Source organism: Erythrobacter tepidarius (genome assembly GCF_002155695.1).
In the GTDB taxonomy this organism is placed as follows: domain Bacteria; phylum Pseudomonadota; class Alphaproteobacteria; order Sphingomonadales; family Sphingomonadaceae; genus Erythrobacter; species Erythrobacter tepidarius.
This window is the reverse complement of the sequence record NZ_MUYJ01000006.1, coordinates 26,622-53,408: the sequence shown is the minus strand read 5'-3', so window position 1 is coordinate 53,408 and position 26,787 is coordinate 26,622. Positions and strand designations below refer to the sequence as shown.

Here is a 26,787-nt window from a genome sequence, read left to right as displayed (position 1 = left end):
TGCGCTCCCGCCAGCCTCTAGATCAGGAGCAATCCGATGACCAAGCTCAGCTCGGCCACGCCTCGCCGCGTCGTCTTCCAGTATCTCGTGCCCGTCCATGTCGAAGTCGAGGACGGCCTCGTGTGCAGCGTGACGGTGATCGACGAAACGCCCGTCGAGAACCCGACCGTCGTGGAAGGCGATGCCGACTATCTCGAAGCGGCGGTGAAGGCCGCCGATGACGGTCAGCCCTGGCCGTCCTGGCAATTCGGCTTCTAGGCCCGCCTTCCCTCCACCCAACCCCAACAGCCCGGCCGCCGCGCCGGGCTTTCGCGTTTCCAGGAGGCTGTCATGCCCGCTTACACCGTTGAAACGACCTACCGCGTGCCGGTCTACCGGCAACGCACCTATCATGCCGCGACGCCGGCCGAGGCTTGTCGTCAGGCCATCGAGGACGATGACTGGTCCAACGACAAGCTCGACTACGAGGCTGCCGGCGAAACCTATGTCACCGGCATCTGGCTCGGGGCGGATCCTGCCTATTCGGGCGAGGCCGTCCCGGTCCCATCGCACTTCGATGAGACCATTCAGCGGAAGGCCGCGCACTTCGAGGTGCTGTTCGGCCTTCTGAAGATCGTCATTGCGGATGAGGTCGCCCAGCGGCGCACGGATGCCTACTGGCTCGCACGGGCGAGCGCCGCGGTCGCGAAGGCCGAAGCGATCCTTGCTGGAGCGCGCGATCCCGACGAACCCGTCACGGCTCCTCGCCCACGTCACGTCCTCGCGCAGCTCCAGGAGGACCGCGTCCGCGACCAGATCGCCGCGATCGTCGAGACCGATGCCGAATTCGCAAGTCTGACCGCGGACGCCGTGTCGGACGCTGACATTCAAAGTGCATGCGTGTCCGTCGCCGCCAACATCGACTTGTCGGAGGAAGTCGGCGCGGCGGAATTCCGCGCGGCGCTCGTCGCCCTGCGAGCGGCGAAGCAGGCGGACGGAGGCTGAGATGCACGGCACCTATCTCCGCCTCGGCGTCACCGTCTGGGACAGCGACCGCACGGTGATCCGCGCGGCACGGCGCAAACTCACGCGATCGGCACGGCGCGATCCGGCGAAGCGGGAGGCCCGCAAGCAATTCTACCGCGAGATGCTGGAGCATCACGCCAACGCGCAGCGCCTCGTCGCTGAATTCCGGCTCTGACCCACCGACCGCAATCTCCTTACTTCAACCAGCCCGGCCATCGCGCCGGGCTTCGTCGTTTCAGGAGCCTGACATGGCCGACTTCTTCACGCACTTCTCCTGTCTTCTCGATGTCCGCACGCCGGAGAACGCCGCGCGCGCGCTCGAAATCTACAATCGCATGATGGAGGAGAACGCCGCCGAGGCCCCGCCCTCCGAGGCGTTTCTTCTTTCCATCCAGCCCGAGCATGGCGGAACGCAGCTCTGGATTCGCGATGACACGACCGGCGATCCGCAGGCCGTCATCGATTTCGTGCTCCGCTGCGCGGCGGAATTCGGCCTCAGCGGACGGTGGGGCTTTCAGTGGGCGAATACCTGCTCGCGCCCGCGTGTGAACGCGTTCGGTGGCGGCGCGCACGTCCTCGACCTCGGCCGCCGCAGGACCGTCGCCTGGATCGCGACCAATGGCTGGCTCGACCGCACCTTGTCGGGCAAGCGCGGAATGCGAGGTGCGCGATGAGCATCCCCGATCACGCGCGGGCGAATTTTGCGACGCTGCTCCGTGCTGCGGCGGACGGCAACCTCGCGCTCATGGAGTGCACCGATGCCGTTACCGGCGAGCCGCGCTACGTCATCTGTGCCGTGGGGCGCGACGGCACGGATTTCGTGTTCACGCCCTTCGGCCATCTCGCTGACGGCAACCCCTTCGACGCCTACGTGCCGCCATCGGCAACCCTGCCGGACGAACCGACTCCCTGATCCTCGCGTGCGTGGTGGCGCGCGGTGAAGGCAGCGGCGTGACGAAAGGGAGAGCCTGGCCGGGACGGGTTTGAGCCGGTGCGGTCCAGAGAGAGCGCCGGCCGGCTCGTCCGTCTCCGCTCTCCCGAGGTTCACCGACATGACTCCATCCACCGCTCTCGCGGCCGCGCCCGCGGCCGCGGCGTCGCCACTTGCACCACGTTCCGGCGCCGCCGCGTGCACTGTTGCGGCTGCCCACCTTCTCCTTCCTCGTCTCGAACAGGGTCGTCAGGTTGACGCGGCGATCCTTCGCGCCGCGATGGAGCATGCCTTCGGCGGGTCCGACGCGTCCGGCACCTGGGCCTGGAAGACGTCCTACGAAGCCTGCGAGGCCGCGACCGTTCTGTTTCTCCGCAAATTCGGAAAGGCGCTTTTGCGCAAGGCCGGTTCTCCGGCCCTGGCCCTCCCCATGCTGGAGAAGATCGTCGGCCTCCTGCCGACGCACACACGCCGCTCGATCGAGAGCGAGACCCTCCAGCAGTTCTCGACACCGATGCCACTCGGGCTCGCGGTCGCGACGGCCGCCGCCATTACGCCCGGCGACCGCGTGCTCGAGCCCTCGGCCGGCACCGGCCTGCTCGCCATCCTCGCCGAGATCGCGGGCGGATCGCTCGTCCTCAACGAGCTAGCGGAGACCCGCGCCGGCCTCCTCTCCCTCCTCTTTCCGGACATCGCCGTAAGCCGGCATGACGCCGCGCAGATTCACGACCACCTCGACGCCACCATCGTGCCGAACGTCGTCATCATGAACCCGCCGTTCTCGGCAATGGTGAATGTGCAAGGCCGCATGGCGGATGCCGCCTACCGGCACATCGCCTCGGCGCTGGCGCGGCTCGCGGACGGCGGCCGCCTGGTCGCGATTACGGGCGCCAATTTCGCGCCGGACGCTCCCGCCTGGCGCGACGCCTATGTCCGGCTTCAGGAGCGCGGCCGTATCGTCTTCTCCGCCGCCATCGACGGCCGCGTCTATGCCAGGCATGGCACGACGTTCCCGACGCGGCTCACCGTGATCGACAAGCGTCCGGCCGACGATCCCACCGTCTTCCCGGCCGCGCCCGGTGTCGCGCCGGACGTCGCCACGCTGCTGGCCTGGATCACGGAGCACGTTCCGGCACGACTGCCGGTCGATGCCTCTGTGGCTGTGCCCACCGTCTCCACGCCGCGCACCGTTCGCGGCTACGTCGCCCGTACCGCACAAGCCGCAGCGCGGCCAGCGATGGCTGCCGAGCCCGAAGGCATCGAGGTCCCCTACGAGACGGTCGACTGGATGCCGCCACAGGGTGCGCGCCTCTCCGATTCCATCTACGAGGACTACGCGCTCCAGAGCATAAGAATTCCCGGCGCGCAGGATCACCCGACACAGCTCGTGCAGTCGGCGGCGATGGCCTCGGTCGCGCCACCCAAGCCGGGCTACCGGCCGCGCCTGCCAGCGAACATCCTGAATCGGCTCTCGGGCGCCCAGCTCGAAACCGTGATCTATGCCGGCGAGGCGCATTCCGGCTATCTCGCCGGCGGCTGGACCGTCGACGAGACCTTCGACGTCGTCACCGCCGCCGCCGAGGACGCCAAGGGCGCGGTCCGCTTCCGGCGCGGCTTCATGATCGGCGATGGCACCGGGGTCGGCAAAGGGCGCGAGGCCGCCGGCATCATCCTCGACAACTGGCTGCAGGGCCGCCGCAAGGCGGTGTGGATCTCGAAGAGCGACAAGCTGATCGAGGACGCGCGGCGCGACTGGTCCGCGCTCGGCATGGAGCGGCTGCTCATCACGCCGCTCTCCCGCTTCCCGCAGGGCAAGCCGATCACGCTGCGGGAAGGCATCCTATTTCTAACCTATGCCACGCTGCGGTCCGACGACCGCAGCGAACGCCTTTCCCGCGTCCGGCAGATCGTCGAATGGTTGGGCTCCGACTTCGACGGAGTGATCATTTTCGACGAAGCCCATGCCATGCAGAACGCGGTCGGCGTCAGGAGCGAACGCGGCGATCAGGAGGCCTCGCAGCAGGGCCGCGCGGGCCTGCGCCTCCAGCACGCGCTCCCAGATGCGCGCGTCGTCTATGTCTCCGCCACCGGCGCGACCACCGTGTACAACCTCGCCTATGCGCAGCGGCTCGGCCTCTGGGGCAGCGATGACTTCCCGTTCTCAACCCGGGCCGAGTTCGTGGAGGCGATCGAAGCCGGCGGCGTCGCGGCGATGGAGGTGCTCGCCCGCGACCTGCGCGCGCTCGGCCTCTACACGTCGCGTTCGCTCTCCTTCGACGGCGTCGAATACGAGCTGGTCGAGCACGCGCTGACGCCCGAGCAGACCCGCATCTATGACGCCTACGCCGACGCCTTCGCGATCATTCATAACAACCTCGATGCCGCCATGCGGGCGGCCAACATCACCGGCGGCAGCGAGGGCGGATCGGGCACGCTGAACCGGCAGGCCAAGGCGGCCGCGCGATCGGCCTTCGAGAGCGCCAAGCAGCGCTTCTTCGGACACCTGCTCACCAGCATGAAGACCCCGACCCTGATCCGCTCGATCGAGCGCGATCTCGAGCAAGGCCATGCCGCCGTCGTCCAGATCGTCTCGACGGGCGAGGCCCTGATGGAGCGGCGCCTCGCGGAGCTGCCGACCGAGGAATGGAACGACGTCCGCGTCGACATCACGCCGCGCGAATACGTCCTCGACTATCTCGCCCACTCCTTTCCGGTCCAGCTCTACGAGCCGTTCACGGATTCGGAAGGCAAGCTGTCGTCGCGTCCGGTCTGTCGCGACGGACAGCCGGTCGAGAGCCGCGAGGCGGTCGCGCGCCGGGATGCCCTGATCGCGAAGCTCGCGAGCCTGCCGCCCGTTCCCGGCGCGCTCGACCAGATCGTCCAGCACTTCGGCGCCGACATGGTGGCCGAGGTGACGGGGCGTTCGCGCCGGATCGTTCGCAAGCCCGGCAGCGCGGGCCGAAGCGATCGTCTCGTGGTCGAGACCCGAGCCGCCTCGGCCAACCTCGCCGAGGCGCAGGCCTTCATGGACGACCACAAGCGCATCCTGGTCTTCTCCGACGCTGGCGGCACCGGCCGCAGCTACCATGCGGAGCTTTCCGCGAGAAACACGCGGCTGCGCGTGCACTACCTGCTCGAACCCGGCTGGAAGGCGGATACGGCCATCCAGGGGCTCGGCCGCACGCACCGGACCAATCAGAAGCAGCCGCCGCTGTTCAGGCCCGTCGCCACGAACGTCAAGGCCGAGAAGCGCTTCCTCAGCACCATCGCGCGCCGGCTCGACACGCTTGGCGCGATCACGCGCGGACAGCGCGAAACCGCCGGCCAGGGCCTGTTCCGACCGGAGGACAATCTGGAGTCCCACTATGCGCGCGACGCCTTGCGCCAGCTCTATCATCTGCTCGCCCGCGGCAGGATCGAGGGCTGCTCTCTCGAACGGTTCGAGGCGGCCACCGGCCTCACGCTCACCGATGCGAATGGCCTCAAGGACCAGTTGCCGGGCATCAGCACGTTCCTCAACCGCATGCTCGCGCTGACCATCGAGCTCCAGGGCGTGCTCTTCACGGCATTCGAGCAGCTCCTCAACGCCCGCATCGAGGGCGCCATCGCCGCCGGCACCTACGATGTCGGGCTGGAGACGCTGCGGGCCGAGAGCTTCGTCGTCACCGGCCGGCAGACGATCTATACCCATCCCGGCACGGGCGCCGAGACGCGGCTCCTCACCATCACGCAGCGCCAGCGCAACCGGCCCGTCACGCTCGAAGAGGCCTTGAGCTGCCTGAGCGAACGCGGCGCGCGCCTTCTCGTCAATGCGCGGTCCGGCCGCGCCGCCGTGCAGGTCCGTGCCCCATCCGTCATGCTCGACGATGGCGAAGTCGAGTACCGCGTCCGCCTGATCCGGCCGATGGAAGCGCCGAACGTGCCCGTCCGCGCGATGGCGGAAAGCCACTGGCAGGACGCCGACGAGGCGATCTTCGCGGCCGCCTGGACGGCCGAGCTCGCCGAGGTTCCCGCGTTCACCGACTCCACCTTGCACATGGTCTCCGGCCTACTGCTGCCGATCTGGAAGCGGCTCCCGAACGAATCGACCCGCGTCTATCGCCTGCAGACCGACGATGGCGAACGCATCATCGGCCGCAAGGTTTCCCCCGCCTGGGCCGCCACGGCAACCGCGACCGGCCTGCCTTCTCTGACGCCGGTCGAGGCCTTCGCCGCCTTGATCGAGGGCAAGAGCGTCATCGATCTCGCCGAAGGTCTTCAGCTTCGCCGCGTCCGCCTGATGGGCGGCCATCGCATCGAGCTGTCGGGCTTCACCGACACCATGCGCGAGCGGCTCACGGCCTACGGCCTCTTCCACGAGATCATCTCGTGGAAGCTGCGCCTGTTCGTGCCCACCGACGCCAGCGGTCCCGCGATCCTCGCCAGGGTGATGGACCGCTATCCAATCGAGCGGGTCGCCGAGCGGGAGGCGGTGTGATGTCCCGGCTCGACGCTTCCGAACTGGCACGCCGGCTCGCGCGAAATGCCGAAGCGGTGTGCCGCCACTATCTGTCCAACGGTCATCGCGAAGGCCGCTACTGGATGGTCGGCGATGTGCGCAACACGCCCGGCCGCTCGATGTTCGTGCGCCTCATCGGCCCGGAGAGCGGCAAGGGTGCGGCCGGCAAGTGGACCGACGCCGCGACCGGCGAGCATGGCGACCTGCTCGACGTCATCCGGGAGAGCTGCGGCTTCGTGGATTTCGCGGACGTCGCGAGGGAGGCACGTGCCTTCCTCAGCCTGCCGCAACCCGAACCGCAAGCGCACGAACATCGTCGCGCCATCCAGCCAGCCCCAGCGGGTTCGCCGGAAGCCGCGCGGCGCTTGTTCGCCATGTCGCGGCCAATCCACGGCACGCTCGCCGAGACGTATCTCCGCCGGCGCGGCATTACGTCTTTGCACGGAACCGTATCGCTGCGCTTCCACCCGCGCTGCTACTACCGGCCGGACGAGCATTCCGCCACGGAGACCTGGCCCGCCATGATCGCCGCCGTCACCGATCTCGACGGCCGCCTCACCGGCGCGCACCGGACCTGGCTCGATCCCGACGGCTTCGACCCCGTCCGTCTCGGCAAGGCGCCGATCGACACGCCGCGCCGCGCGATGGGCGATCTACTCGGTCACGCCGTCCGCTTCGGCGTCGCCGGCGACGTCATGGCCGCAGGCGAAGGCATCGAGACCATGCTGTCGCTGAGGACGGTGCTGCCCGGCATGCCGATGGTCGCCGCCCTCTCGGCCGCCCATCTCTCGGCCATCCTCTTCGCCGACACGCTGCGCCGGCTCTACATCGCGCGCGACGACGATCCGGCCGGCGATGGCGCGATGGCCGCGCTGATCGAGCGCGCGTCCGCCGACAGCATCGAGGCGATCGTGCTGTCGCCACGACTCGCCGACTTCAACGAGGATCTCCGCATGCTCGGCCCCGACGCCCTACGCGCAGCCCTTCGGGCGCAGATCGCGGCCCGGGATGCCGCTCGCTTCATGGCCGAGGCCGCGTAGCTTTGACGAACGTGGACGTTCGGCCGGAACGGATGATGGGGCTCACCGTCACACCGGCGGCCGATGCTCCTCGCGCCGGGACAGAGCCGCGCCCGCGGCCTTCCTGAGAGGGCGAACGGGACGGCGGGCGGCCCGGCCCAGCAATGGCTGCAGCCGGCTATTTTCCGCCGGCGCTGACGCGCCTTTGCATCGCGAGGCAAAATAGCCGGCCTTCGCCATCCTCCGCTCGCGCTTCGGCCCTGCGCTTCGCTCCGGGTGCAGGGCCGGCCCGCCCGCCGTCTTCCGTCGCCATGAAGGCCGCGAGGGTCGCGGCCAATCCAGCGACGGAGCATCCCATGACCAGCGACGACGACTTCGAGCCCCATCACAGCTCGTCTCCGACCAACCACGTCCTCACCGAGCTTCAGCTCTACGGCTTCCGCCCCTTCCAGGACGAACCCGACCCGCGCCCGCTTCCCGAGGGCAATGCCGTTGCCGGGGCCATCGCCGACATCTTCGACGCCCTCATCGCCACCCTTGGCGACACCCGCCTCGAGCCCGATCTCGAGGACCTGCTGTGGTCGACCGTCAACCTCTTCCACCGCGCCGCCGACCGCATCGCGCGCGAGCTTGACGACAACGAGCAGGCGCAGCGCCGCAGCCAGCGCGAGCAGGACGGCACCGAGGTCAAGTCGGTCGAGCTGGAGCGGCTCATCGCCGAGGGCCAGACGCTCGTCGAGCGCCGCGACGCCTTCGAGCTGATGCGCGACCAGGCCTGCGAGCATTTCGAGCGCCACACCGGCTCGGCCTGGCGGCCGCGCAGCGGCTCGCTTGTCAACCACCGCGCCATGACCGCGGCGATGATCGACAGCCGCGACTTCCTCGCCGCCAAAAGGCGCACCGAGACCGAGGTCATGCTACCGCCCGGCCCGAAGGTCGCGCTCAGCGGCGGCCTCGACTTCAACGATCATCGGCTGATCTGGGCAAAGCTCGACCAGGTGCACGCCAAGCACCCTGACATGGTGCTCATGCACGGCGGCTCGCCGAAGGGCGCCGAACGCATCGCGGCGCGCTGGGCCGATCACCGCAACGTGCCGCAGATCGCGTTCAAACCAGACTGGACGAAGCACGCCAAGGCCGCACCGTTCAAGCGCAACGACGCCATGCTGGAGGTGCTGCCAATCGGCGTCATGATCTTTCCCGGCACGGGCATCCAGCAGAACCTCGCCGACAAGGCGAAGAAGCTCGGCATCCCGGTCTGGCGTTTCGGCGGCGCCTGAGCGCCGCCATCATTCTTGAAAAATGCCATCACATAAGGTATATTGATAGCACTGCAGTCAATCCGTCGAGGACGCCATCATGCCCGCTGTCACTATTCGCAACCTATCGGAGGAGGCGCATCGCGCTTTGAAGGTCCGGGCGGCGCAGCACAACCGCAGCACTGAAGCCGAAATGCGCGCCATTCTGGAAGCCGCCGTGCGCCCCGCGGGACGCCTGCGGATCGGCACCGCGCTCTCGGAGATGAGCCGCAAGATCGGGCTCACCAATGCCGATGTCGAGGCACTCGAACAGACTCGCGACACCCGGCCCGCCCAGCCGATGCGCTTCGGATGATCCTGCTCGACACCAATGTCGTCTCCGAGGCGATGAAGCCCGAGCCGCACCCGTCGGTCCGTGGCTGGCTCGATGCCCAGGCCGCGGAAACGCTCTTTCTCTCCAGCGTCACCATCGCGGAGCTGATGTTCGGCATCGGCGCCCTGCCCAGGGGCAAGCGCAAGGACCGCCTGGCAACCACGCTCGACGGCGTGATGGAGCTGTTCGAGCTGAGAATCCTTCCCTTCGATACGCAAGCGGCGCGGCGATATGCCGACCTCGCCGTCAAGGCGCGCAAGGCCGGCAAGGGCTTCCCCACGCCCGACGGCTACATCGCCGCGATCGCCGTCGCGCACGGCTTCGCCGTGGCGTCGCGCGATACCGCCGCGTTCACGGCCGCCGGCCTGACGGTCATCGATCCCTGGACCGCCGACGGCTGACCGGCAGCCGACGAAGTTGCTTCCGTTGCAGAACAATCCGGCTCAGCTACGCCGGACGGAAGCCGTTCGCGATGTCCGCTCACGCGCCGTCGATCTTATGCTATAAAGCTCCTGCGCCGCGGTGGTGGTGGAAGGCGCGACCGTCAGATCCTTGTCTCACGGAGGCCACCACCATGATTTTACTCAGCGTGCTCGCCAGCATCGCCGCCATCAGCGTCATCTGCTGTCTCTTGTTCTACCTCGCGGTCTACGCCCTTCCTCTATTCGCAGGGGTCACGGCAGGCGTCTGGGCGTACGGCACAGGCGCCGGCTGGCTCGGCGGAATCGCCGTTGGAGCGGTCGCCGGCCTCGCAACCCTTCTCGCTGGTCACGTCCTGCTCGCATTGGTCAGGCCGCTCTGGCTGCGGCTCGTGATTGCCGCCGCTTTCGTCGCACCGGCCGCCATCGCCGGCTATCACGCGACACATGGCATCGTGAAGCACCCGATGCCCTCGGAAACCTGGCAGGTCGCCTTCTCGCTGGTCGGAGCCGTCGTCGTCGGCATCACCGCCTTCGCGCGGCTGGCGACGCTGGCCCCACCCGGTGGGACCGGCCAGGGCGTGGCGCGCGCTTGAGGCCGTTCCGGCTACCGGCATGACGACATCATACCGCCTGCGATCTCGTCCTCACCTGTTGGCAATCTGAGGTGTGGATGAGCGCCGGGTCGCGCTGACCCATCGGTCGCGGACCGCGTTGGAACGCGGTGTTGGCCCGCGTGAACCTCCACGCCCTCGAATGCGGCGGGCTGATCGCACGCCTGTCCCTGCTTATCGGGAGCATCGATGCGGCCGGTCACCTCGACGCGGGATGAGCGCCGTGCACCGACGCCGCCGGCCCCCTCGGTTGCACGACGGAGTCGCCAGGTTCTCCGTGATCCTCTCTGCCTGATCGAGCGCACCATGCGGCCTCTTTAGATGGGCTGATCTGGCCGCAGGCCGGCTTCGCCTCGATCGCCTATGCCGCAATGGCGCCGGTCGACTTTCTTCCCCTGGGCTGCGCCCATTCCTCGCGAAACAAGAAAGTCTCCCGGCTGCCATCCTCCGCTGCGCTCCGGCCTGCAGGCAGGTGCGGCGTCGATCGCCTGCGGCCTGTCGATCACCATCGAGGCCGCAATAGTGCGGGCTCGAAGCAAACATCAAGGAGAACCCACCATGGCGACCATCGGCACCTTCAAGAAGTCCGGCAACGAGTTCGTCGGCCAGATCGTCACCCTCAGCGTCCAGGCCAAGAACGTCCGCATCGTTCCCGAAGCCAACCGCTCCGGCGAGAACGCCCCCAGCCACCGCGTCTTCGCGGGCCGCGTCGAGATCGGCGCCGCCTGGGCCAAGCGTTCCAACGAGGGCCGCGACTATCTGGGCCTCAAGCTCGACGATCCGAGCTTTACCGCCCCAATCTACGCCAACCTCTTCGACGACGAGGACGGCGACGGCTACAGCCTGATCTGGTCCCGCCCGAACCGCCGCAACGGCGAATGAGGCGCGAGCCCCAGGCCCCGCCCGGTCGACCGGGCGGGGCCACGCCAGCTGGTTGGTGCCGACACGGCCGGGCGACCGAATCGGTTCAGCGCGATTCGTCCAACTTCCCGTCTTTAGCGGCCATTTTCCCTCGCCTCGCCGGCCAAGAACGACTATTTTAGTCGTAGTTCTGGCACGCTCGATCGGCCCGGTGGGAGGTGATCATGCATGATCACCGCCCGACAATCGCGGGCCGCTCGCGCGCTGCTGGGATGGACGCAGGAGACGCTCGCCGACAAGGCCCTGGTATCGCTGACGGCGCTTAAGCGCCTGGAGTCGGGCCATCGCGCCGTTTACGAGTCGACGGAAGATCAGGTCCGTCGCACGCTGGAGGCCAACGGCATCGTCTTCCTGTCGTCCGATCAGGGCGAAGGAGTGATGCTTGTCCGCGCAAAGGTCGAGTCCCGCAAAAACCGATGATGCCGCGGGGCGCCACGGGCCTCGATCCTTCGTGCCAACACGTCGCCTTGCGCCGTGCGTCCGACGGCGTAGCGTTAACAGATCGTTGACGCGTCCAAGCGTCGGCCGGCGGGGTTCGATTTGACACACGATCCGTTCATGGACGAACCGCCGCAGAGCGCCGTTCTGACCCGCTACGACCGCGCGCACATGAAGCTCTATCTGCGCCTGCTCGACGCCGAAACGGACGGCGCTGACTGGCGCGAGGCGGTCAAGGTCCTCTTCGGGATCGATCCCGCGAAGGAACCGGAGCGCGCGAGCCGCGTGCACCGCAGTCATCTCGCGCGCGCCCGCTGGATGACCGAGCAAGGCTACCGGCAGCTCGCCCATGAGACGGACAAATGATGTCCATCCGTGATGCCGTCACGGCATCGCGTGTTGCACAAAACGGGACTTCCCCAACTCCGATGGCCTCGCAATCGTACAGCTCCTTCGCACGCGCCCGGCCCGCGGGTCGGGGGAGGAAACAGAATGGGGCCCGACACATCGCGCTGGCGCTCGTCCGACACCTACGACTACCTGGATCAGCTGGTCGCGCCTGACCTTGCCTGGGAATGCCTGAGGCGCAACGCTGTCTATCAACGGGATTTTGCCGAAAGCACGCGCTCCCCCGACGCCACCGAGCGCCTTGCCGCGACGATCCAGCGGCGCTGGGGGCTGCGCTTTCGCGATCGATCCCACGCTCGATGCGACCGCCGCGACCGTATTCTGGGCGCCTGACATTGACCCAGGCACGGTCATTCTCACGGCCGTTCCCGCCGCATCGACCGTCGAGAGCACCGTCCTTCCCGAACTCGATCCGCATACTGGCCGCGCTGGTTCCGACGGACTGAGCATTGTCCATGGCCGCGGGTCGAGGGCCGTGCGGCTCCTGCTCCTGTCCGATGCTTCGCCGGCGAGCCCGCTCGTGGCCCTGGTGTCGCTGGGAGCCGACGGGCTTGACCGGATCGAGGCGGTCGCCCGCCTCTGGCGGGCCATCAACGGCCGGCGCGTACCGGCCGACGCGAGGCTGACGAGTCAGCAGCGACGACGGCTCCGCCGCATGCTTCAGGCCGTAGACGGCCGCCACGAAGGCGCGAGCTATCGCGAGATCGCCGAGGCGATCTTCGGCGCCGCGCGCGTTGCCGATGCTCCCTGGAAAACCTCCGCCCTGCGCGACGCGACGATCGACCTCGTGAAGGACGGCCTCGCGCTGATCGCTGGCGGCTATCGCTCGCTTCTGCGCCGGCGACGACGCCCATAGCTCGCGCGGCCGCGGGGGTGCGAATTCAGCACCCGCATCTTCGCCATCCCCCAACCCAGTGCCCCTCCGCCACCGTGGCCGCCATTCGCCGGATTTGGCCGGCGATCTGAACGAACGCCCGGAGGTGCGACATGACCAATCTCGCCGGCTTGCCGCCGCGCTTCTTGCGGACTCCGGAGGCCGCCGACTTCCTCGGCCTCTCCAGCCGGACACTCGAGAAGCATCGGACCTACGGCACGGGTCCCGCTTACCGCAAGCTCGGCGGGCGCGTCGTCTACGCGCTCGACGATCTCAAGGCCTGGGCCGATCGCGGCGCCGTCACCTCGACGTCCGACCCGCGCGGCTCCGTGCTGCCGGCCAAGCGCCACGGCCCGGCCCCGGTGCAGGCCGGCCGCGACCGCCGTTGAGGTACCGGCCATGTCCTCGGCGAGACGCAACAGCGAGCGGGAGCAGCTCGATCTCTTCCGAGCGCTGCCGGGCGACCTCGCGCCGCGCGACGCGCAGGACCTCATGGCCTATCCGTTCTTCTCGCTCGCCAAGTCGAAACGGCTGACGCCGATCGACTTCAAAGCCGGCCCGATCGTCATCCGCGTCGAAGCGGTCCCGGAGCACGGCATGGCGACCATCTGGGACGCCGACGTGCTGATCTGGGCCGCCTCGCAGATCGTCGAGGCCCGCGATCTTGGCCTAAAGCCGTCGCGCCTGATGGCGGCGACGCCCTACGAGATTCTTTCCTTCATCGGCCGCGGCGTGAGCGTGCGCGACTACGACCGTCTCAAGGCCGGGCTCGATCGCCTGCAATCAACCACGGTCGCGACCTCGATCCGCCAGCCCTCCGAGCGGCGCATGCATCGCTTCTCCTGGATCAATGAGTGGAAGGAGCGTGCGGACGCGCACGGCCGTCCGCTCGGCCTCGAGCTGATCGTCCCGGACTGGTTCTACGCGGCCGTGCTCGACGACGCCCTCGTGCTGACGATCGACCGCGCCTACTTCCGCCTGACCGGCGGACTGGAGCGCTGGCTCTACCGCCTGGTGCGCAAGCACGGTGGCCGCCAGCCGTCCGGCTGGAGCTTCGACATCGCGTATCTCCACGCGAAGTCCGGCAGCCTCTCGCCGCTAAAGCACTTCGCCTACGACCTGCGCGAGATCGTCCGCCGGCAGACGCTGCCCGGCTACCGGCTGACCATCGAGCAGCCGCCGAACGCCCCAGAACGCCTCGCATTCGTTCCCGTCGCTTCGGCGGCCCTCGCTCCGCTGCGGCCGCGCGGGACTTCTCGCGCTGGGGACAAGCTGTGAATCGCCTCGTGCTATCAGGGACCCGGCCTGTCGTGCCATCGGGGACCCGATCCTCGTGCTATCGGGGACCGGATTCATCGAATCCGAGCGCCGATTCAAAGCAATGCGCACGGCGTAACTCTTCTAACCAAGATTCCTTCGGAATCTTTCTAACGGCCGCTCCGCGTTCCACACCTGTGGATGAGTGCCGCCAACGGGAGGCGGCGCCATGATCGTCGCGATGCTCAACCAGAAGGGCGGCGTCGGCAAGACCACGCTCGCCCTCCACCTCGCCGGCGAATGGGCACGACGCGGCCAGCGCGTCACCGTCATCGACGCCGATCCGCAAGGTTCTGCCCTCGACTGGTCGCAGCAACGCGCCCGCGAGAGCCTTCCACGGCTGTTCGGCGTTATCGGCCTGGCGCGCGATACGCTGCACCGGGAAGCGCCCGAGCTTGCGCGCAATGCCGATCACATCGTCATCGACGGTCCGCCCCGCGTCGCCGGGCTCATGCGCTCGGCGCTGCTCGCGGCCGACATCGTCCTGATCCCGGTGCAGCCGTCGCCCTTCGACGGCTGGGGATCGGCCGAGATGCTCACGCTGCTGAGCGAGGCGCGCATCTATCGCCCCCAGCTCGTCGCCCGCTTCGTCCTCAATCGATGCGCCGCGCGCACTGTCATCGCGCGCGAGACCGCGCTCACGCTCGCCGATCACGACCCGCCGCTGCTCGCCTCCAAAATCGGTCAGCGTGTCGCCTTCGCCGAGGCCGCGCAGTCCGGCCGCCTCGTCTGGGAAGCACACATAGAAAGTCCGGCGGCGCGCGAGATCACCGCTCTTGCGGCCGAAGTCGGGAGGCTGGCGCGATGACCCAGCGCTCTTCCAAACGCGCCTTCATCGCGCGGCCGGCCGATCCCGAACGCTGGATCAAGGCATCTGCGCCGCGCTCCAACAGCAACGGCGACGCGGCCGCATTCACCGCGCGGCTGACGATCGACATCACGCCGGAGCTGCGCGGCCGCATCAAGATCGTCGCCTTCCAACGCGGCCTGACCGTCGCGGACATGCTGCGCGACCTGCTCGCCCGCGAATTCCCTCCAGCCGAACGAGACCTGCCATGACCGATGCGCCCCACTTGCGCCTCGTGCCGCCGCCGCTTCCCGCCGACGGCCTGACGCGCGTCGAGCTGACCTGGATCGAAAAGAAGGTCGAATACTGGATCCGCTTCGGTAAGGAGAAGGACGAGCATATCCTCGACCGGCGCCGCCGCGTGCTCGCCTTCACGCCCAACAGCACCTTCGCCTTCGTGCGCTGGGCCTCCAACGACCACGGCACCATCCTCTCGCGCATCGACATCGTGCGCGCGATCACGCCCGGCGAGCGCTATCAGACGCTGCCCTTCGTGCGGCCCGGCGGCGACATCCTTCTCAAGATGGAGGGCTGGCCGAAGGTCGAGCGCGTCCTCCAGATCGTCGATGCGATCGAGGCGATCGGCATCGACCCGGCCGAGGTATCGCCGCATCACTGGCGTCACGTCCACAACCGCCTGACCGCCGGCCAGGAGCCGCGCCGCTACACCGTCGAGCAGCATCGGGCGATCCTCCTGCGGCGGAGGGTCGAGCCGTGACGCGCTTCGGCTATGTCATGACGACGTCCTTCGCCGTGCTGGCGGTCGGCGGCCTCTCCTGCCTTCCGGTGACGCCGAAGCTCATCTGGAACGCGTCCGCCAGCGTGCCGCTCGGCCTCTATTCCATCGCGTCGGCGCGTCACGTCGAAGTCGCCGACCTCGTTGCCGTCCGCACGCCCGAACCGCTCGCCTCCTTCATGGCCGAGCGCCGCTATCTGCCGCGCGGCGTGCCGCTGATGAAGCGGGTCGCCGCCGTTGCTGGCCAGCAGGTTTGCCGGGACGGATCGCACATCACGGTCGACGGGATCGACATGGGCGAGGCGCTGGCGCGCGACCGCGCCGGCCGTGTCTTGCCGTCCTGGCAGGGCTGCCGCCGCATCGCCGATGGGGAAGTCTTCCTGATGAACTGGGCCGCTCCCGACAGCATGGACGGCCGCTACTTCGGCCCGCTCGCCACCAACACGATCATCGGCCGCGCGGTCCCGCTGTGGACCGACGAGGACGGCGACGGCCGCTTCCAATGGCACGCCGCAACGCGGTGACGGCGCGCCGAGCACGTCCCCTTCACCGCACATAGGGAGCTTTCAATGCCACAGATCGGAGAGTTCACCCGCACCAAGAACGGCTATACCGGGCATGTGCGCACGCTCACGCTCAACAGCGAGATCGTGCTCATTCCGGCCGAACATTCCGACGCCGAGAACGCGCCGGACTACCGCGTCCATCTCGGCGACAGCGACGGGCCCGAGATCGGCGCCGGCTGGAAGCGCACCGGCGAGAAAGCCGGCGATTACGTCTCCGTCCAGATCGACGACCCGGCGCTCAGCCAGCCGATCCGCGCCAACCTGTTCCAGTCGGGCGACGCAAAGTCCGTCTGGGGCCTGCACTGGAACCGTCCCCAGAAGCGGCCGGAGCGGGACTGAGGCGATGCCCATCCGCTCGACATCGTGGAAACGGAGTGAAGACGCCGGGCGACGCTCGCTCGTCCGGCGTCTTCCCACTCTTCTCCTTTCCGGCCTGCTGATCGCCGCGCCGTTCACCAGCGTTGCGCTTGCGCAGAACGCGTCTGCCGCGCGTCTTCGGAGCGACCACACAATCGCTGACTACATCGCGGAAGCGGCGCGGCGTTTCGGCGTGCCCATCGCATGGATACGGGCCGTCATGGACGCGGAAAGTGCCGGCGATGTCCACGCCGTCTCTCGCAACGGCGCGATGGGCCTGATGCAGATCATGCCGAATACCTGGTCGGAGCTGCGCATGCGCTACGGTCTCGGCCGCGATCCTTTCGATCCGCGCGACAACATCCTGGCCGGTGCCGCGTACCTGCGCGAGATGCACGACCGCTACCGATCGCCGGGCTTCCTTGCGGCCTACAACGCCGGTCCCCAGCGATATGAGGAATACCTCGCGGGCGTGCGCGCTCTGCCGGCCGAAACGCGTGCCTATGTCGCTGTGCTCGCGCCCCTTGTCGGCGGCGAACCGTTCGAGAGCGTGACCGCGATTGCGCCCGATCCGCTCGCCTGGACGCGCTCGCCCTTGTTCGTCGTGCACGCGAACAACGGTGCGAATGCAGGACCATCGCAAGACCAGCGCGGGTCCGGCAACAACGCGACGGCATCGCGCACGCATGAGGCGATATCGCTTTCACCGCGCTCGTCCGGGCTTTTCGTGGCTTCGGCAAGTCCGGAGCCCCGACAATGAGGCGCTCCCTGCCGGGTTGTGGTCTGGCGAACCCCAGCGCACCGGAGCGTGCGATGCGGCGGGAGGGCGCAACCCCGACCGCACGATGGCAGGATAAAGGAGCGCGATGTGCGCGCCATGACGGTTGTGCTTTTTCAATAGCTTGCATGCCGAAACCGCGAGGTGCGCCGTCCCCGCGCAGCCTGCGCCTTCGGCACTTTTGCAATGAATTCCGCTTCTTGACGCGATGTGCGGAGCCGCGGCCATGAGCGCCGAGGACGACTTCCGCATCCGCCCTGGCCGCATCCGTTCCACCCGCACACAGCGGGCACGGCCCTTCATCGCACAGGCGCTCGCCGCCGCTGAGCGCGCCGGCGGCTCCGTTTCCCGGAAGGGGGTGATCGGCCCCGGCCATCGCTCCCGCTTTGGCCGCGGCCAGCGCGCCTCGGTACAGGCCAACCGGCTCATCACCGCGCGCTCGCGCGGCGCCGTCGTGAAGGCGCGCGTCGTCCGCCACAGCGCACGCGGCGCGCCGCTCGCGACCCATCTCGGCTATCTGCGGCGCGAGGGCGTCACCCGGGACGGAGAGAAGGCGCGGCTCTTTGGTCCCGGTACTGACGACGCCGATCCCAAGGCTTTTGCGGAGCGCTGCGCCGACGACCGCCACCATTTCCGCTTCATCGTGTCGCCGGACGACGCGATCGAGATGGCGGACCTCAAGCGGTTTACCCGCGACCTGGTCGGCCAGATGGAGAAGGATCTCGGGACGAGGCTCGACTGGCTGGCGGTCGACCACTGGAACACCGAGCACCCGCATATCCACCTGATCGTGCGCGGCGTTCGTGACGACGGCGAGAACCTCGTCATCGCACGCGACTACATCAAGGAAGGCATGCGCGACCGCGCGCGCAACCTGATCACCCAAGAGCTGGGCCCGCGCACCGATCGCGACATCCGCACCGCGCTGGAGCGACAGATCGAGGCCGAGCGCTGGACCAACATCGACCGCCAGCTCGCGCGCGACGCCCATCGGACGGGCATCATCGATCTCGCGCGGCATCCCGATCGCCAGCCGGATGAATTCCATGCGCTGAAGGTCGGACGCCTGCGCAAGCTGGAGGCTCTCGGCCTCGCCGACCAGATCGGGCCGGGCCAATGGGTCATCTCTGAGTCTGCCGAGAAGCGGCTGCGCGAGCTCGGCGAGCGCGGCGACATCATCAAGCGGATTCATCGCGGCCTCGCGGAGCGCGGCCTCGAACGCGGGCCTTCGAGCTATGTGCTGGCCGGCGAGAGCCTGGACGAGCCAATCGTCGGCCGCTTGCTGGCCCGCGGGCTCGACGACGAGTTGAAGGGCACCGCCTACGCCGTCGTCGACGGCATCGATGGCCGCACCCACCACATCAGGCTTCCCGATCTCAACGCGGCCGGGGATTCCGCCCCCGGCTCGATCGTCGAGCTGCGCCGGTTCGACGATGCGCAGGGCCGGCGGCGCGTCGCGCTCGCCGTCCGGTCGGACCTTCCGCTCGAGCAGCAGATCACGGCGAACGGCGCCACCTGGCTCGACCGCCGGGCCATCGCGCGCGAGCCGATCCCGCTCGGCGTCGGCGGCTTCGGCGCCGAGGTCCGCGCCGCGCTCGAGCGCCGCGCCGAGCATCTCATCGGCCAGGGGATCGCCGAGCGGCAAAGCCGCGGGGTCAGCTTCAGCCGCAACCTGATCGAGACGCTGCGGCGTCGCGAGCTCGACGCGTTGAATGAGCGCCTTACGGCCGACACCGGCCAAGCGGCCGTGAAGGCCAGCGCCGGGGAATACGTCGCGGGCACGTATCGCCGCCGCTTCGATCTCGCCTCTGGACGCTTCGCGATGCTCGACAATGGCCTCGGCTTCCAGCTCGTGCCCTGGTCGCCCTCGCTCGAACAGCATCTCGGCCGCCATGTCTCCGGCGTCGCTCGCGGCGACGGCGGCATCGACTGGAGCTTCGGCCGCAAGCGGGGCATCGGCCTGTGATGAGAGGATCGGACAAGGAGAGTACGTGATGTCAGCAACGAAGATTCTCTGGGGTCAGATTCTGGTCGTCGCGCTGATCATCCTCGCGACGACCTGGGGCGCGACCGAGTGGACCGCATGGCGATTGGGCTTCCAGGCCCAGCTCGGTGACCCATGGTTCGTCGCGTTCGGTTGGCCGGTCTACTATCCGCCGGCGTTCTATGCGTGGTGGTTCTTCTATGACGCCTATGCGCCGGCGATCTTCGTCGAAGGCGCCTATATCGCGGCGTCGGGCGGGTTCATGGCGATCGCGGTCGCGATCGCCATGTCGGTATGGCGGGCCCGCGAGGCGAAGAACGTCGACACCTATGGCTCGGCACGATGGGCCCGGCCCGATGAAGTGAAGGCCGCCGGCCTTCTCGGCCCCGACGGCGTCGTGCTCGGCAAGCTCGGCCGCGACTACCTCCGGCACGACGGACCCGAGCACGTCCTCTGCTTTGCCCCGACCCGGAGCGGCAAGGGCGTGGGCCTGGTCATTCCGTCCCTGCTCACCTGGCCCGGCAGTGCCATCGTCCACGACATCAAGGGCGAGAACTGGCAGCTCACCTCCGGCTTCCGCGCACGGCACGGCCGCGTGCTGCTATTCGATCCGACCAACGCCAAGTCTTCTGCCTACAATCCTCTGCTCGAGGTCCGGCGCGGCGAATGGGAAGTCCGCGACGTCCAGAACATCGCCGACATCCTGGTCGACCCCGAAGGCTCGCTTGAGAAGAGGAATCATTGGGAGAAGACCTCCCATGCGCTGCTGGTCGGCGCCATCCTCCACGTGCTCTACGCGGAGGAGGACAAGACGCTCGCAGGCGTCGCCTCCTTCCTCTCCGATCCGCGCCGCCCGATCGAATCGACGCTCGCCGCCATGATGAAGACCCCGCATCTCGGAGAGGCCGGACCGCACCCGGTCATCGCCAGCGCCGCGCGCGAGCTCCTCAACAAGTCGGACAACGAGCGCAGCGGCGTGTTGAGCACCGCCATGTCGTTCCTCGGCCTCTACCGCGACCCCGTCGTCGCGGCCGTCACGCGCCGCTGCGATTGGCGGATCACCGACATCATCGGCGGTGCACGGCCGACGACGCTCTACCTCGTCGTGCCGCCGTCCGACATTGCGCGCACCAAGCCGCTGATCCGGCTGATCCTCAACCAGATCGGCCGACGCCTGACGGAAGATCTCCACGCCAAGACCCGCCATCACCGCCTGCTTCTTATGCTCGACGAGTTCCCCGCGCTCGGCCGCCTCGCCTTCTTCGAGAGCACGCTGGCGTTCATGGCCGGCTATGGGCTGAAGTCGTTCCTGATCGCACAGAGCCTCAACCAGATCGAGAAGGCCTACGGCCCGAACAACTCGATCCTCGACAATTGCCATGTGCGAGTGAGCTTCGCGACCAACGACGAGAGGACCGCCAAGAGGGTCAGCGACGCGCTCGGCACGGCGACCGAGCTGCGCGCCATGCGCAACTATGCCGGACATCGCCTGAGCCCCTGGCTCGGACACCTGATGGTGTCGCGTTCGGAGACGGCCCGGCCGCTGCTTACGCCCGGCGAGATCATGCAGCTCCCGCCCACAGACGAGATCGTGATGGTCGCCGGCACGCCGCCCATCCGCGCCAAGAAGGCGCGCTACTTCGAGGACCGGAGATTACAGGCGCGCATTTTGCCGCCGCCGGTGCTGAAGGCGGCGGAACACCAGCAGGCGAATGACTGGACCGGCAGGCCTCTGCCGCCGCGACCTTTGCCGGAAGCCGCGCCACCCGTGAGCGGCATGGATGACGAGGACACGACTGGCTCCGAGAAGCGGCGCCAGCCGGAGCTCAGTCGCGTGGCCCCGGTCGAGAAGAAACCGCCGATCGACAACGAGTTCGAGATCGATCCCAACGATGACGAGCCGGACGACGCCGCGCGGCTGAGCCGCATGAACCGTCTCGTCCAAGGCCTCGCGCGTCAGGTCTCGCTCGATCCCAACGACGGCATGGAGCTGTAGGACGCCATGCCGAACCCGAACAAGAAGCAGCGGCTCTCCGTCTATCTCGAACCGAGCGTGACCAGGGCGCTGGCGGAATATGCCGCGCGCCGCGCCCAGTCTCGCTCGCTCGTCGCAGAGGCGGCCATCGCCTCATTCCTCTCACCCGACGCCGCCGAACGGCAGGAGGCAGCGCTCACTAGGCGCCTTGACCAGCTCGATCGCCGCATGGCGCGCCTCGAGCGCGACCTCGGCATCGCCGTCGAGACGCTCGCGGTCTTTGTCCGCTTCTGGCTGACCACCAACCCGCCGCTGCCTGAGCCTGCGCAGGCCGCCGCGCGCGCGAAGGCCGGCGAACGCTACGACGCCTTCGTCGCCGCGCTCGGCCGGCGACTCGCCAAGGGGCCAAAGCTCGGCCAAGAAATCTCCGAGGACGTTCCGGGCGAACCGAGTAACGAATAAGCGAGATCACGACGCTCGCAACTCGTCAGCGGCTTCGCCGTTTCCCTGTATTTCTACGCCAGACTACTATGACCCCATCAGGGTTGTTGCGTCGCCCGATTTTCTGCCTCTTCTACTCATCCCCGATCCAGGGCCGCTCGCGAGCGGCCCCGCGCAGAACGGGGACGACATGGCGGTTTCATTCCAGCAATCCGAGGCGGTCCTTCGCGGCACGCGCATGCTGCGCACCGCCCTCGGCCCGGCCATCGCCGGATTCCTGGAAGACCCGTCGATCGTCGAGGTGATGCTCAACCCCGACGGGCGGCTCTGGATCGACCGTCTCTCGGAGGGCCTGGCCGATACGGGCGAGCGCCTGTCGCCCGCCGACGGCGAGCGCATCGTCCGGCTCGTCGCTCATCATGTCGGCGCCGAGGTCCACGCAGGGAGCCCACGCGTTTCGGCCGAGCTGCCCGGAACGGGAGAGCGCTTCGAGGGCCTGCTGCCGCCCGTGGTCGCGGCGCCGACCTTTGCGATCCGCAAGCCCGCCGTCGCCGTATTCGGCCTGCAGGACTACGTGGCCGCCGGCATCATGTCGGCCGAGCAGGCGGAGATCATTCGCCGCGCCGTCGCCGACCGCCGCAACATCCTGGTCGCCGGGGGAACCAGTACCGGCAAGACCACGCTCACCAACGCGCTCCTCGCGGAAGTGTCGAAGTCGGCCGATCGTGTCGTCCTGATCGAGGATACGCGCGAGCTTCAATGCGCGGCGCCCAATCTTGTCGCCATGCGCACCAAGGACGGCGTCGCCACGCTCTCCGACCTCGTGCGCTCTTCCCTGCGCCTGCGGCCCGACCGCATTCCGATCGGCGAGGTGCGCGGCGCCGAGGCGCTCGATCTCCTGAAGGCTTGGGGCACCGGACATCCCGGCGGGATCGGCACGATCCACGCTGGGACCGCCATCGGCGCGCTCCGCCGCCTCGAGCAGCTCATTCAGGAAGCCGTGGTCACGGTCCCGCGCGCGCTGATCGCCGAGACCATCGATCTCGTCGCCGTGCTGAGCGGCCGCGGCGCCTCGCGCCGCCTCGCCGAGCTCGCCCGCGTCGAGGGCCTCGGACCCGGCGGCGACTACCGCATCACCCCCGCGACAGCAGGCCCAGCAGGAGATCACGCATGACCACGGTCCGACAGCCATCATTCAAGCAACGTCTATTTGCCGGCCCGGTCCGCGACCGGATCGGCGCCATCGGTCTGACCGCGGCAGGACTTCTCTACGCCGCGCCGGCCTATGCCAGCGGCTCGTCCATGCCGTGGGAGCAGCCGCTCCAGCAGATCCTCCAATCGATCGAAGGCCCGGTGGCCAAGGTGATCGCGGTGATCATCATCATCGTCACCGGCCTGACGCTCGCCTTCGGGGATACGAGCGGCGGCTTCCGCCGACTGGTGCAGATCGTGTTCGGCCTGTCGATCGCATTCGCAGCCAGCTCCTTCTTCCTGAGCTTCTTCAGCTTCGGCGGCGGGGCTGTCGTGTGATGGCTGGTGTGCTTGATACCGCCGAGGTCCCCGGCTTCTCGGTGCCGGTCCATCGGGCGCTGACCGAGCCCATCCTCCTCGGCGGCGCGCCGCGCTCGATCGCCATCCTCAACGGCACGCTCGCGGCCGCGCTCGGGCTCGGCCTGCGACTCTGGCTCGTCGGCCTCGGGTTTTGGGCGGTCGGTCATTTCGCGGCGGTGTGGGCGGCAAAGCGCGATCCGATGTTCGTCGAGGTCACGCGCCGGCACCTGCGCATTCCCGGCTTCCTAGACGTGTGAGGCGGCCGATGATGAACCTCGCTGAATATCGCCGCACGTCTTCGCGCCTCGCCGACTTCCTGCCCTGGGCAGCCCTCGTCGCAGAGGGCGTCGTCCTCAACAAGGATGGCAGCTTCCAGCGCACGGCGCGCTTCCGTGGCCCCGACCTCGACTCCGCCGTACCGGCTGAGCTGGTTGCGGTCGCCGGCCGCCTCAACAACGCCTTCCGCCGCCTTGGATCGGGCTGGGCAATCTTCGTGGAAGCCCAGCGCCACGGCGTCGGCGCCTATCCATCGAGCCGTTTTCCCGATGCTGCGTCTGCGCTCGTCGACGCCGAGCGCAAGGCGGACTTCGAGGAAGCGAGTGCGCATTTCGAGTCGAGCTACTTCCTCACCTTCACCTACCTGCCGCCGGCTGAGGACGCCGCGCGCGCCGAGAACTGGCTCTACGAGGGCAAGGCGGACCGCGGCGTCGATCCGCACGAGATCCTGCGCGGCTTCGTCGATCGCACCAACCGCGTGCTGCAGCTCATCGAAGCCTTCATGCCCGAATGCGCCTGGCTCGATGACGGCGAGACGCTGACCTACCTGCACTCCTGCATCTCGACCAGGCGGCACCGCGTGCGCGTGCCCGAGACGCCGATGTATCTCGACGCACTACTGGCCGACCAGCCGCTCACCGGCGGCCTCGAGCCACGGCTCGGCGACGCGCACCTTCGCATCCTGACGATCGTCGGTTTTCCGACGGCAACCACGCCGGGCATTTTGGATGAGCTGAACCGGCTGGCGTTTCCTTATCGCTGGGCGTCGCGCGCCATCCTGCTCGACAAGACCGACGCAACCAGGCTGCTCACAAAAATCCGCCGGCAGTGGTTCGCCAAGCGCAAGAGCATCGTGGCGATCCTCAAGGAAGTGATGACCAACGAGGCGTCGGCTCTCATCGACACCGATGCGGCGAACAAGGCGGCCGACGCGGACCTCGCGCTACAGGAGCTTGGGGTCGACTACGCCGGCGAGGCTTACGTCACCGCGACTGTGACGGTCTGGGACAATGACCCCCGCATCGCCGCCGAGAAGCTGCGGCTGGTCGAGAAGGTCATCCAGGGCCGCGACTTCACCACCATGCCCGAGACGATCAATGCGGTCGACGCCTGGCTCGGCTCGCTGCCGGGCCACGTCTACGGCAACGTGCGCCAGCCGCCGATCAACACACTCAATCTCGCGCACATGATTCCCCTGTCAGCCGTCTGGGCCGGCCCGGAACGGGATGAGCACTTCGCTGCGCCTCCCTTGCTGTTCGGCAAGACCGAAGGCTCCACCCCGTTCCGGTTCTCTTTGCATGTCGGCGACGTCGGTCACACGCTGGTCGTCGGCCCGACCGGCGCCGGCAAGTCGGTGCTGCTGGCGCTGATGGCGCTGCAGTTCCGGCGCTATTCCAACTCGCAGGCCTTCGCCTTCGATTTCGGCGGTTCGATCCGCGCCGCCGCACTCGCCATGGGCGGCGACTGGCACGACCTCGGCGGCGGTCTCACGGAAGGATCGGCCGAGAGCGTCTCGCTGCAACCGCTCGCCGGCATCCACCATGTCCCCGAACGCGCCTGGGCCGCCGACTGGATCGTCGCGATCCTGAAGCGCGAGGGCATCGCCATCACGCCCGAGGTCAAGGAGCATCTCTGGACCGCGCTGACCTCGCTCGCGAGCGCGCCCGTCGTCGAACGCACGATCACCGGCCTCGCGGTGCTCCTGCAATCGAACGATCTCAAGCAGGCGCTGCGGCCCTTCTGTGTCGGCGGGGCCTATGGCCGCCTGCTCGACGCCGAGCACGAACATCTCGGCGAAGCATTGGTCCAGGCGTTCGAGACCGAGGGCCTGATCGGGACCGGCGCGGCGCCGGCCGTGCTCGCCTATCTGTTCCATCGCATCGAGGATCGCCTCGACGGGCGGCCGACCTTGCTGATCGTCGACGAAGGCTGGCTGGCCCTCGACGACGAAGGCTTCGCCGGTCAGCTAAGAGAATGGCTGAAGACGCTCCGGAAAAAGAACGCCAGCGTCGTCTTCGCCACGCAGTCGCTCTCCGACATCGACAATTCGCCGATCGCGCCGGCCATCATCGAGAGCTGCCCGACGCGGTTGCTGCTCCCGAACGAGCGGGCGATCGAGCCGCAGATCACCGCGATCTATCGAAGGTTCGGCTTGAACGATCGCCAGATCGAAATCCTCGCCCACGCCACGCCGAAGCGCGACTATTACTGCCAATCACGCCGCGGCAATCGACTGTTCGAGCTCGGCCTCTCCGACGTCGCCCTCGCGCTCTGCGCCGCGTCCTCCAAGACCGATCAGGCCGCCATCGACCGCATCCGCGCCGAGCACGGCCGCGAGGGCTTCCTGCCGGCATGGCTGCACCACCGCGGCGTCGCGTGGGCCGCCGATCTCATCCCAAGCCTCACCAATCTGGAGACTCCCTCATGACAATCCGTCGCTCGCGCGCGGCGCTTCTCGCCGCGACGGCTCTCTCGCTTCCACTGGCGTTCTCGCCCGTCCTGGTCACACCCGCTTCGGCCCAGTGGATCGTCTATGACCCGACCAACTACGCACAGAACGTGCTGCAGGCGGCCCGCGCGCTGGAGCAGATCAACAACCAGATCACCTCGCTTCAGAACGAGGCGCAAATGCTGATCAACCAGGCCCGCAATCTCGCGAGCCTGCCGTATTCCTCGTTGCAGCGTCTGCAGCAGTCCATCCAGCGCACCCAGCATCTCCTCGGCGAGGCGCAGAACATTGCTTTCGACGTTCAGCAGATCGACCAGGCGTTTCAGACGACCTACGGCAATGCCTCGCTGTCCGCGTCCGATCAGCAATTGATCGCCGATGCGCGCACCCGCTGGCAGAACACGGTCGGCGGCCTTCAGGACGCGATGCGCGTCCAGGCGACCGTCGTCGGCAATCTCGACACCAACCGCACCGAGATGTCGGCGCTGGTCGGCCAGAGCCAGGGCGCAACCGGAGCGCTGCAGGCGACGCAGGCCGGCAACCAGATCCTCGCGCTCCAGGCGCAGCAGCTTGCCGACCTCACCGCCGTCGTGGCGGCCGATGGACGCGCACGCGCCCTTGCCGAAGCGGAGCGCGCGGCCGCGGCCGAACAGGGCCGCGAGCAGCGCCGGCGCTTCCTCACCCCTGGCGCCGGCTATCAGCCCGGCAATGCCAGCATGTTCCCGGGCAGCGGCAACTGACGGGGGCACTC

Annotated in this window: 32 protein-coding genes; all 32 read left to right on the top strand. The window is 68.2% G+C overall.

Translation table 11 applies throughout. The features are described from left to right. Positions 1-36 precede the first annotated feature (36 nt). The 32 genes from BZF61_RS07165 to trbJ all read left to right on the top strand — a co-directional run bounded on the left by BZF61_RS07165 (position 37) and on the right by trbJ (position 26,776). A complete protein-coding gene (locus tag BZF61_RS07165) occupies positions 37-258 on the top strand; it encodes a hypothetical protein (protein ID WP_086618087.1) in 222 nt (73 codons plus the stop codon). 72 nt (positions 259-330) lie between these two features. Then, a complete protein-coding gene (locus tag BZF61_RS07160; RefSeq protein ID WP_086618085.1) occupies positions 331-984 on the top strand; it encodes a hypothetical protein in 654 nt (217 codons plus the stop codon). 1 nt (position 985) lies between these two features. After that, positions 986-1,180 carry a hypothetical protein gene (locus BZF61_RS07155; RefSeq protein WP_019014755.1) on the top strand — a complete coding sequence of 65 codons (195 nt, stop codon included), beginning with the start codon at positions 986-988 and terminating at the stop codon, positions 1,178-1,180. A gap of 73 nt (positions 1,181-1,253) precedes the next feature. Beyond that, on the top strand, positions 1,254-1,679 hold the full coding sequence (locus BZF61_RS07150) for a hypothetical protein (RefSeq protein ID WP_086618084.1): 426 nt from the start codon (positions 1,254-1,256) through the stop codon (positions 1,677-1,679). Then, positions 1,676-1,918: a DUF6117 family protein gene (locus BZF61_RS07145; protein ID WP_085933388.1), complete on the top strand. Its 243-nt coding sequence runs from the start codon at positions 1,676-1,678 to the stop codon at positions 1,916-1,918. The genes BZF61_RS07150 and BZF61_RS07145 overlap by 4 nt, the downstream gene beginning before the upstream one ends. A 139-nt stretch (positions 1,919-2,057) precedes the next feature. Beyond that, on the top strand, positions 2,058-6,413 hold the full coding sequence (locus tag BZF61_RS07140; RefSeq protein ID WP_086618082.1) for a strawberry notch-like NTP hydrolase domain-containing protein: 4,356 nt from the start codon (positions 2,058-2,060) through the stop codon (positions 6,411-6,413). Then, the gene (locus BZF61_RS07135; protein WP_086618080.1) at positions 6,413-7,474 is read left to right on the top strand and encodes a DUF7146 domain-containing protein; all 1,062 of its coding nucleotides are present in this window, start codon (positions 6,413-6,415) and stop codon (positions 7,472-7,474) included. Before BZF61_RS07140 ends, BZF61_RS07135 begins: the two co-directional genes overlap by 1 nt. 335 nt (positions 7,475-7,809) lie before the next feature. Further along, a complete protein-coding gene (locus BZF61_RS07130; protein WP_086618303.1) occupies positions 7,810-8,733 on the top strand; it encodes a DUF2493 domain-containing protein in 924 nt (307 codons plus the stop codon). 79 nt (positions 8,734-8,812) lie between these two features. Beyond that, positions 8,813-9,067: a FitA-like ribbon-helix-helix domain-containing protein gene (locus BZF61_RS07125; protein WP_055459950.1), complete on the top strand. Its 255-nt coding sequence runs from the start codon at positions 8,813-8,815 to the stop codon at positions 9,065-9,067. Next, positions 9,064-9,486 (top strand): type II toxin-antitoxin system VapC family toxin, encoded by a 423-nt coding sequence (locus BZF61_RS07120; protein WP_086618079.1) that lies wholly within the window; start codon positions 9,064-9,066, stop codon positions 9,484-9,486. The genes BZF61_RS07125 and BZF61_RS07120 overlap by 4 nt, the downstream gene beginning before the upstream one ends. 173 nt (positions 9,487-9,659) lie before the next feature. Then, on the top strand, positions 9,660-10,100 hold the full coding sequence (locus BZF61_RS07115) for a hypothetical protein (RefSeq protein WP_086618077.1): 441 nt from the start codon (positions 9,660-9,662) through the stop codon (positions 10,098-10,100). Between the two features lie 576 nt (positions 10,101-10,676). After that, entirely contained in the window at positions 10,677-11,000 is a 324-nt protein-coding gene (locus tag BZF61_RS07105) for a DUF736 domain-containing protein (protein WP_011315360.1), read from the top strand. Between the two features lie 207 nt (positions 11,001-11,207). Beyond that, a complete protein-coding gene (locus tag BZF61_RS07100) occupies positions 11,208-11,459 on the top strand; it encodes a helix-turn-helix domain-containing protein (protein WP_086618076.1) in 252 nt (83 codons plus the stop codon). A 138-nt stretch (positions 11,460-11,597) separates the two neighbouring features. Then, entirely contained in the window at positions 11,598-11,843 is a 246-nt protein-coding gene (locus tag BZF61_RS07095; protein ID WP_086618074.1) for a DNA -binding domain-containing protein, read from the top strand. 126 nt (positions 11,844-11,969) lie between these two features. After that, positions 11,970-12,218, top strand: a complete 249-nt coding sequence (locus BZF61_RS07090; protein ID WP_086618072.1) for a transcriptional regulator domain-containing protein — start codon at positions 11,970-11,972, stop codon at positions 12,216-12,218. A gap of 142 nt (positions 12,219-12,360) precedes the next feature. After that, entirely contained in the window at positions 12,361-12,741 is a 381-nt protein-coding gene (locus tag BZF61_RS15875) for a DUF2285 domain-containing protein (protein WP_245804535.1), read from the top strand. Between the two features lie 131 nt (positions 12,742-12,872). Next, a complete protein-coding gene (locus BZF61_RS07080; protein ID WP_086618071.1) occupies positions 12,873-13,148 on the top strand; it encodes a helix-turn-helix transcriptional regulator in 276 nt (91 codons plus the stop codon). A 10-nt stretch (positions 13,149-13,158) separates the two neighbouring features. Beyond that, positions 13,159-14,037, top strand: a complete 879-nt coding sequence (locus tag BZF61_RS07075; protein WP_086618069.1) for a replication initiator protein A — start codon at positions 13,159-13,161, stop codon at positions 14,035-14,037. Positions 14,038-14,245: 208 nt separating this feature from the next. Beyond that, positions 14,246-14,884 (top strand): ParA family partition ATPase, encoded by a 639-nt coding sequence (gene parA / locus BZF61_RS07070; RefSeq protein ID WP_086618068.1) that lies wholly within the window; start codon positions 14,246-14,248, stop codon positions 14,882-14,884. Then, positions 14,881-15,135: a ribbon-helix-helix protein gene (locus BZF61_RS07065; protein ID WP_086618066.1), complete on the top strand. Its 255-nt coding sequence runs from the start codon at positions 14,881-14,883 to the stop codon at positions 15,133-15,135. The genes parA and BZF61_RS07065 overlap by 4 nt, the downstream gene beginning before the upstream one ends. Further along, positions 15,132-15,641: a DUF2840 domain-containing protein gene (locus BZF61_RS07060; protein ID WP_086618064.1), complete on the top strand. Its 510-nt coding sequence runs from the start codon at positions 15,132-15,134 to the stop codon at positions 15,639-15,641. Before BZF61_RS07065 ends, BZF61_RS07060 begins: the two co-directional genes overlap by 4 nt. Continuing rightward, a complete protein-coding gene (locus BZF61_RS07055) occupies positions 15,638-16,183 on the top strand; it encodes a S26 family signal peptidase (protein WP_143736954.1) in 546 nt (181 codons plus the stop codon). The genes BZF61_RS07060 and BZF61_RS07055 overlap by 4 nt, the downstream gene beginning before the upstream one ends. Before the next feature lie 45 nt (positions 16,184-16,228). Next, entirely contained in the window at positions 16,229-16,564 is a 336-nt protein-coding gene (locus tag BZF61_RS07050; protein WP_086618062.1) for a DUF736 domain-containing protein, read from the top strand. Positions 16,565-16,568: 4 nt separating this feature from the next. Further along, entirely contained in the window at positions 16,569-17,342 is a 774-nt protein-coding gene (locus BZF61_RS07045) for a lytic transglycosylase domain-containing protein (RefSeq protein WP_086618060.1), read from the top strand. A 244-nt stretch (positions 17,343-17,586) separates the two neighbouring features. Beyond that, the gene (locus tag BZF61_RS07040) at positions 17,587-19,326 is read left to right on the top strand and encodes a relaxase/mobilization nuclease domain-containing protein (RefSeq protein ID WP_086618058.1); all 1,740 of its coding nucleotides are present in this window, start codon (positions 17,587-17,589) and stop codon (positions 19,324-19,326) included. Between the two features lie 28 nt (positions 19,327-19,354). Then, positions 19,355-21,340, top strand: coding sequence for a conjugal transfer protein TraG (locus tag BZF61_RS07035; protein ID WP_086618057.1), 1,986 nt, complete (start codon positions 19,355-19,357; stop codon positions 21,338-21,340). A 6-nt stretch (positions 21,341-21,346) separates the two neighbouring features. Then, positions 21,347-21,781 (top strand): CopG family transcriptional regulator, encoded by a 435-nt coding sequence (locus BZF61_RS07030; RefSeq protein WP_086618055.1) that lies wholly within the window; start codon positions 21,347-21,349, stop codon positions 21,779-21,781. A gap of 169 nt (positions 21,782-21,950) precedes the next feature. Continuing rightward, entirely contained in the window at positions 21,951-22,934 is a 984-nt protein-coding gene (trbB, locus tag BZF61_RS07025) for a P-type conjugative transfer ATPase TrbB (RefSeq protein ID WP_086618054.1), read from the top strand. Next, on the top strand, positions 22,931-23,290 hold the full coding sequence (locus BZF61_RS07020) for a TrbC/VirB2 family type IV secretion system protein (protein WP_143736952.1): 360 nt from the start codon (positions 22,931-22,933) through the stop codon (positions 23,288-23,290). Before trbB ends, BZF61_RS07020 begins: the two co-directional genes overlap by 4 nt. Further along, a complete protein-coding gene (locus BZF61_RS07015; RefSeq protein ID WP_086618052.1) occupies positions 23,290-23,568 on the top strand; it encodes a VirB3 family type IV secretion system protein in 279 nt (92 codons plus the stop codon). Before BZF61_RS07020 ends, BZF61_RS07015 begins: the two co-directional genes overlap by 1 nt. Positions 23,569-23,576: 8 nt before the next feature. Then, positions 23,577-26,015: a conjugal transfer protein TrbE gene (gene trbE, locus BZF61_RS07010; protein WP_086618051.1), complete on the top strand. Its 2,439-nt coding sequence runs from the start codon at positions 23,577-23,579 to the stop codon at positions 26,013-26,015. Further along, positions 26,012-26,776 (top strand): P-type conjugative transfer protein TrbJ, encoded by a 765-nt coding sequence (trbJ, locus tag BZF61_RS07005; RefSeq protein ID WP_086618049.1) that lies wholly within the window; start codon positions 26,012-26,014, stop codon positions 26,774-26,776. The genes trbE and trbJ overlap by 4 nt, the downstream gene beginning before the upstream one ends. Positions 26,777-26,787: the final 11 nt, after the last annotated feature.

Coding starts and splice junctions, on each gene's coding strand:
- BZF61_RS07095 (WP_086618074.1), top strand. CDS start 11,598: ATGGACGAACCGCCGCAGAGCGCCGTTCTGACCCGCTACGACCGCGCG.
- BZF61_RS07100 (WP_086618076.1), top strand. CDS start 11,208: ATGATCACCGCCCGACAATCGCGGGCCGCTCGCGCGCTGCTGGGATGG.
- BZF61_RS07125 (WP_055459950.1), top strand. CDS start 8,813: ATGCCCGCTGTCACTATTCGCAACCTATCGGAGGAGGCGCATCGCGCT.
- BZF61_RS07045 (WP_086618060.1), top strand. CDS start 16,569: ATGCCCATCCGCTCGACATCGTGGAAACGGAGTGAAGACGCCGGGCGA.
- BZF61_RS07155 (WP_019014755.1), top strand. CDS start 986: ATGCACGGCACCTATCTCCGCCTCGGCGTCACCGTCTGGGACAGCGAC.
- BZF61_RS07105 (WP_011315360.1), top strand. CDS start 10,677: ATGGCGACCATCGGCACCTTCAAGAAGTCCGGCAACGAGTTCGTCGGC.
- BZF61_RS07135 (WP_086618080.1), top strand. CDS start 6,413: ATGTCCCGGCTCGACGCTTCCGAACTGGCACGCCGGCTCGCGCGAAAT.
- BZF61_RS07120 (WP_086618079.1), top strand. CDS start 9,064: ATGATCCTGCTCGACACCAATGTCGTCTCCGAGGCGATGAAGCCCGAG.
- BZF61_RS07080 (WP_086618071.1), top strand. CDS start 12,873: ATGACCAATCTCGCCGGCTTGCCGCCGCGCTTCTTGCGGACTCCGGAG.
- BZF61_RS07115 (WP_086618077.1), top strand. CDS start 9,660: ATGATTTTACTCAGCGTGCTCGCCAGCATCGCCGCCATCAGCGTCATC.
- BZF61_RS07130 (WP_086618303.1), top strand. CDS start 7,810: ATGACCAGCGACGACGACTTCGAGCCCCATCACAGCTCGTCTCCGACC.
- BZF61_RS07015 (WP_086618052.1), top strand. CDS start 23,290: ATGGCTGGTGTGCTTGATACCGCCGAGGTCCCCGGCTTCTCGGTGCCG.
- trbE (WP_086618051.1), top strand. CDS start 23,577: ATGATGAACCTCGCTGAATATCGCCGCACGTCTTCGCGCCTCGCCGAC.
- parA (WP_086618068.1), top strand. CDS start 14,246: ATGATCGTCGCGATGCTCAACCAGAAGGGCGGCGTCGGCAAGACCACG.
- BZF61_RS07165 (WP_086618087.1), top strand. CDS start 37: ATGACCAAGCTCAGCTCGGCCACGCCTCGCCGCGTCGTCTTCCAGTAT.
- BZF61_RS07140 (WP_086618082.1), top strand. CDS start 2,058: ATGACTCCATCCACCGCTCTCGCGGCCGCGCCCGCGGCCGCGGCGTCG.
- trbB (WP_086618054.1), top strand. CDS start 21,951: ATGGCGGTTTCATTCCAGCAATCCGAGGCGGTCCTTCGCGGCACGCGC.
- BZF61_RS07150 (WP_086618084.1), top strand. CDS start 1,254: ATGGCCGACTTCTTCACGCACTTCTCCTGTCTTCTCGATGTCCGCACG.
- BZF61_RS07160 (WP_086618085.1), top strand. CDS start 331: ATGCCCGCTTACACCGTTGAAACGACCTACCGCGTGCCGGTCTACCGG.
- BZF61_RS07145 (WP_085933388.1), top strand. CDS start 1,676: ATGAGCATCCCCGATCACGCGCGGGCGAATTTTGCGACGCTGCTCCGT.
- trbJ (WP_086618049.1), top strand. CDS start 26,012: ATGACAATCCGTCGCTCGCGCGCGGCGCTTCTCGCCGCGACGGCTCTC.
- BZF61_RS07030 (WP_086618055.1), top strand. CDS start 21,347: ATGCCGAACCCGAACAAGAAGCAGCGGCTCTCCGTCTATCTCGAACCG.
- BZF61_RS07075 (WP_086618069.1), top strand. CDS start 13,159: ATGTCCTCGGCGAGACGCAACAGCGAGCGGGAGCAGCTCGATCTCTTC.
- BZF61_RS07050 (WP_086618062.1), top strand. CDS start 16,229: ATGCCACAGATCGGAGAGTTCACCCGCACCAAGAACGGCTATACCGGG.
- BZF61_RS07090 (WP_086618072.1), top strand. CDS start 11,970: ATGGGGCCCGACACATCGCGCTGGCGCTCGTCCGACACCTACGACTAC.
- BZF61_RS07040 (WP_086618058.1), top strand. CDS start 17,587: ATGAGCGCCGAGGACGACTTCCGCATCCGCCCTGGCCGCATCCGTTCC.
- BZF61_RS07060 (WP_086618064.1), top strand. CDS start 15,132: ATGACCGATGCGCCCCACTTGCGCCTCGTGCCGCCGCCGCTTCCCGCC.
- BZF61_RS07020 (WP_143736952.1), top strand. CDS start 22,931: ATGACCACGGTCCGACAGCCATCATTCAAGCAACGTCTATTTGCCGGC.
- BZF61_RS07035 (WP_086618057.1), top strand. CDS start 19,355: ATGTCAGCAACGAAGATTCTCTGGGGTCAGATTCTGGTCGTCGCGCTG.
- BZF61_RS07065 (WP_086618066.1), top strand. CDS start 14,881: ATGACCCAGCGCTCTTCCAAACGCGCCTTCATCGCGCGGCCGGCCGAT.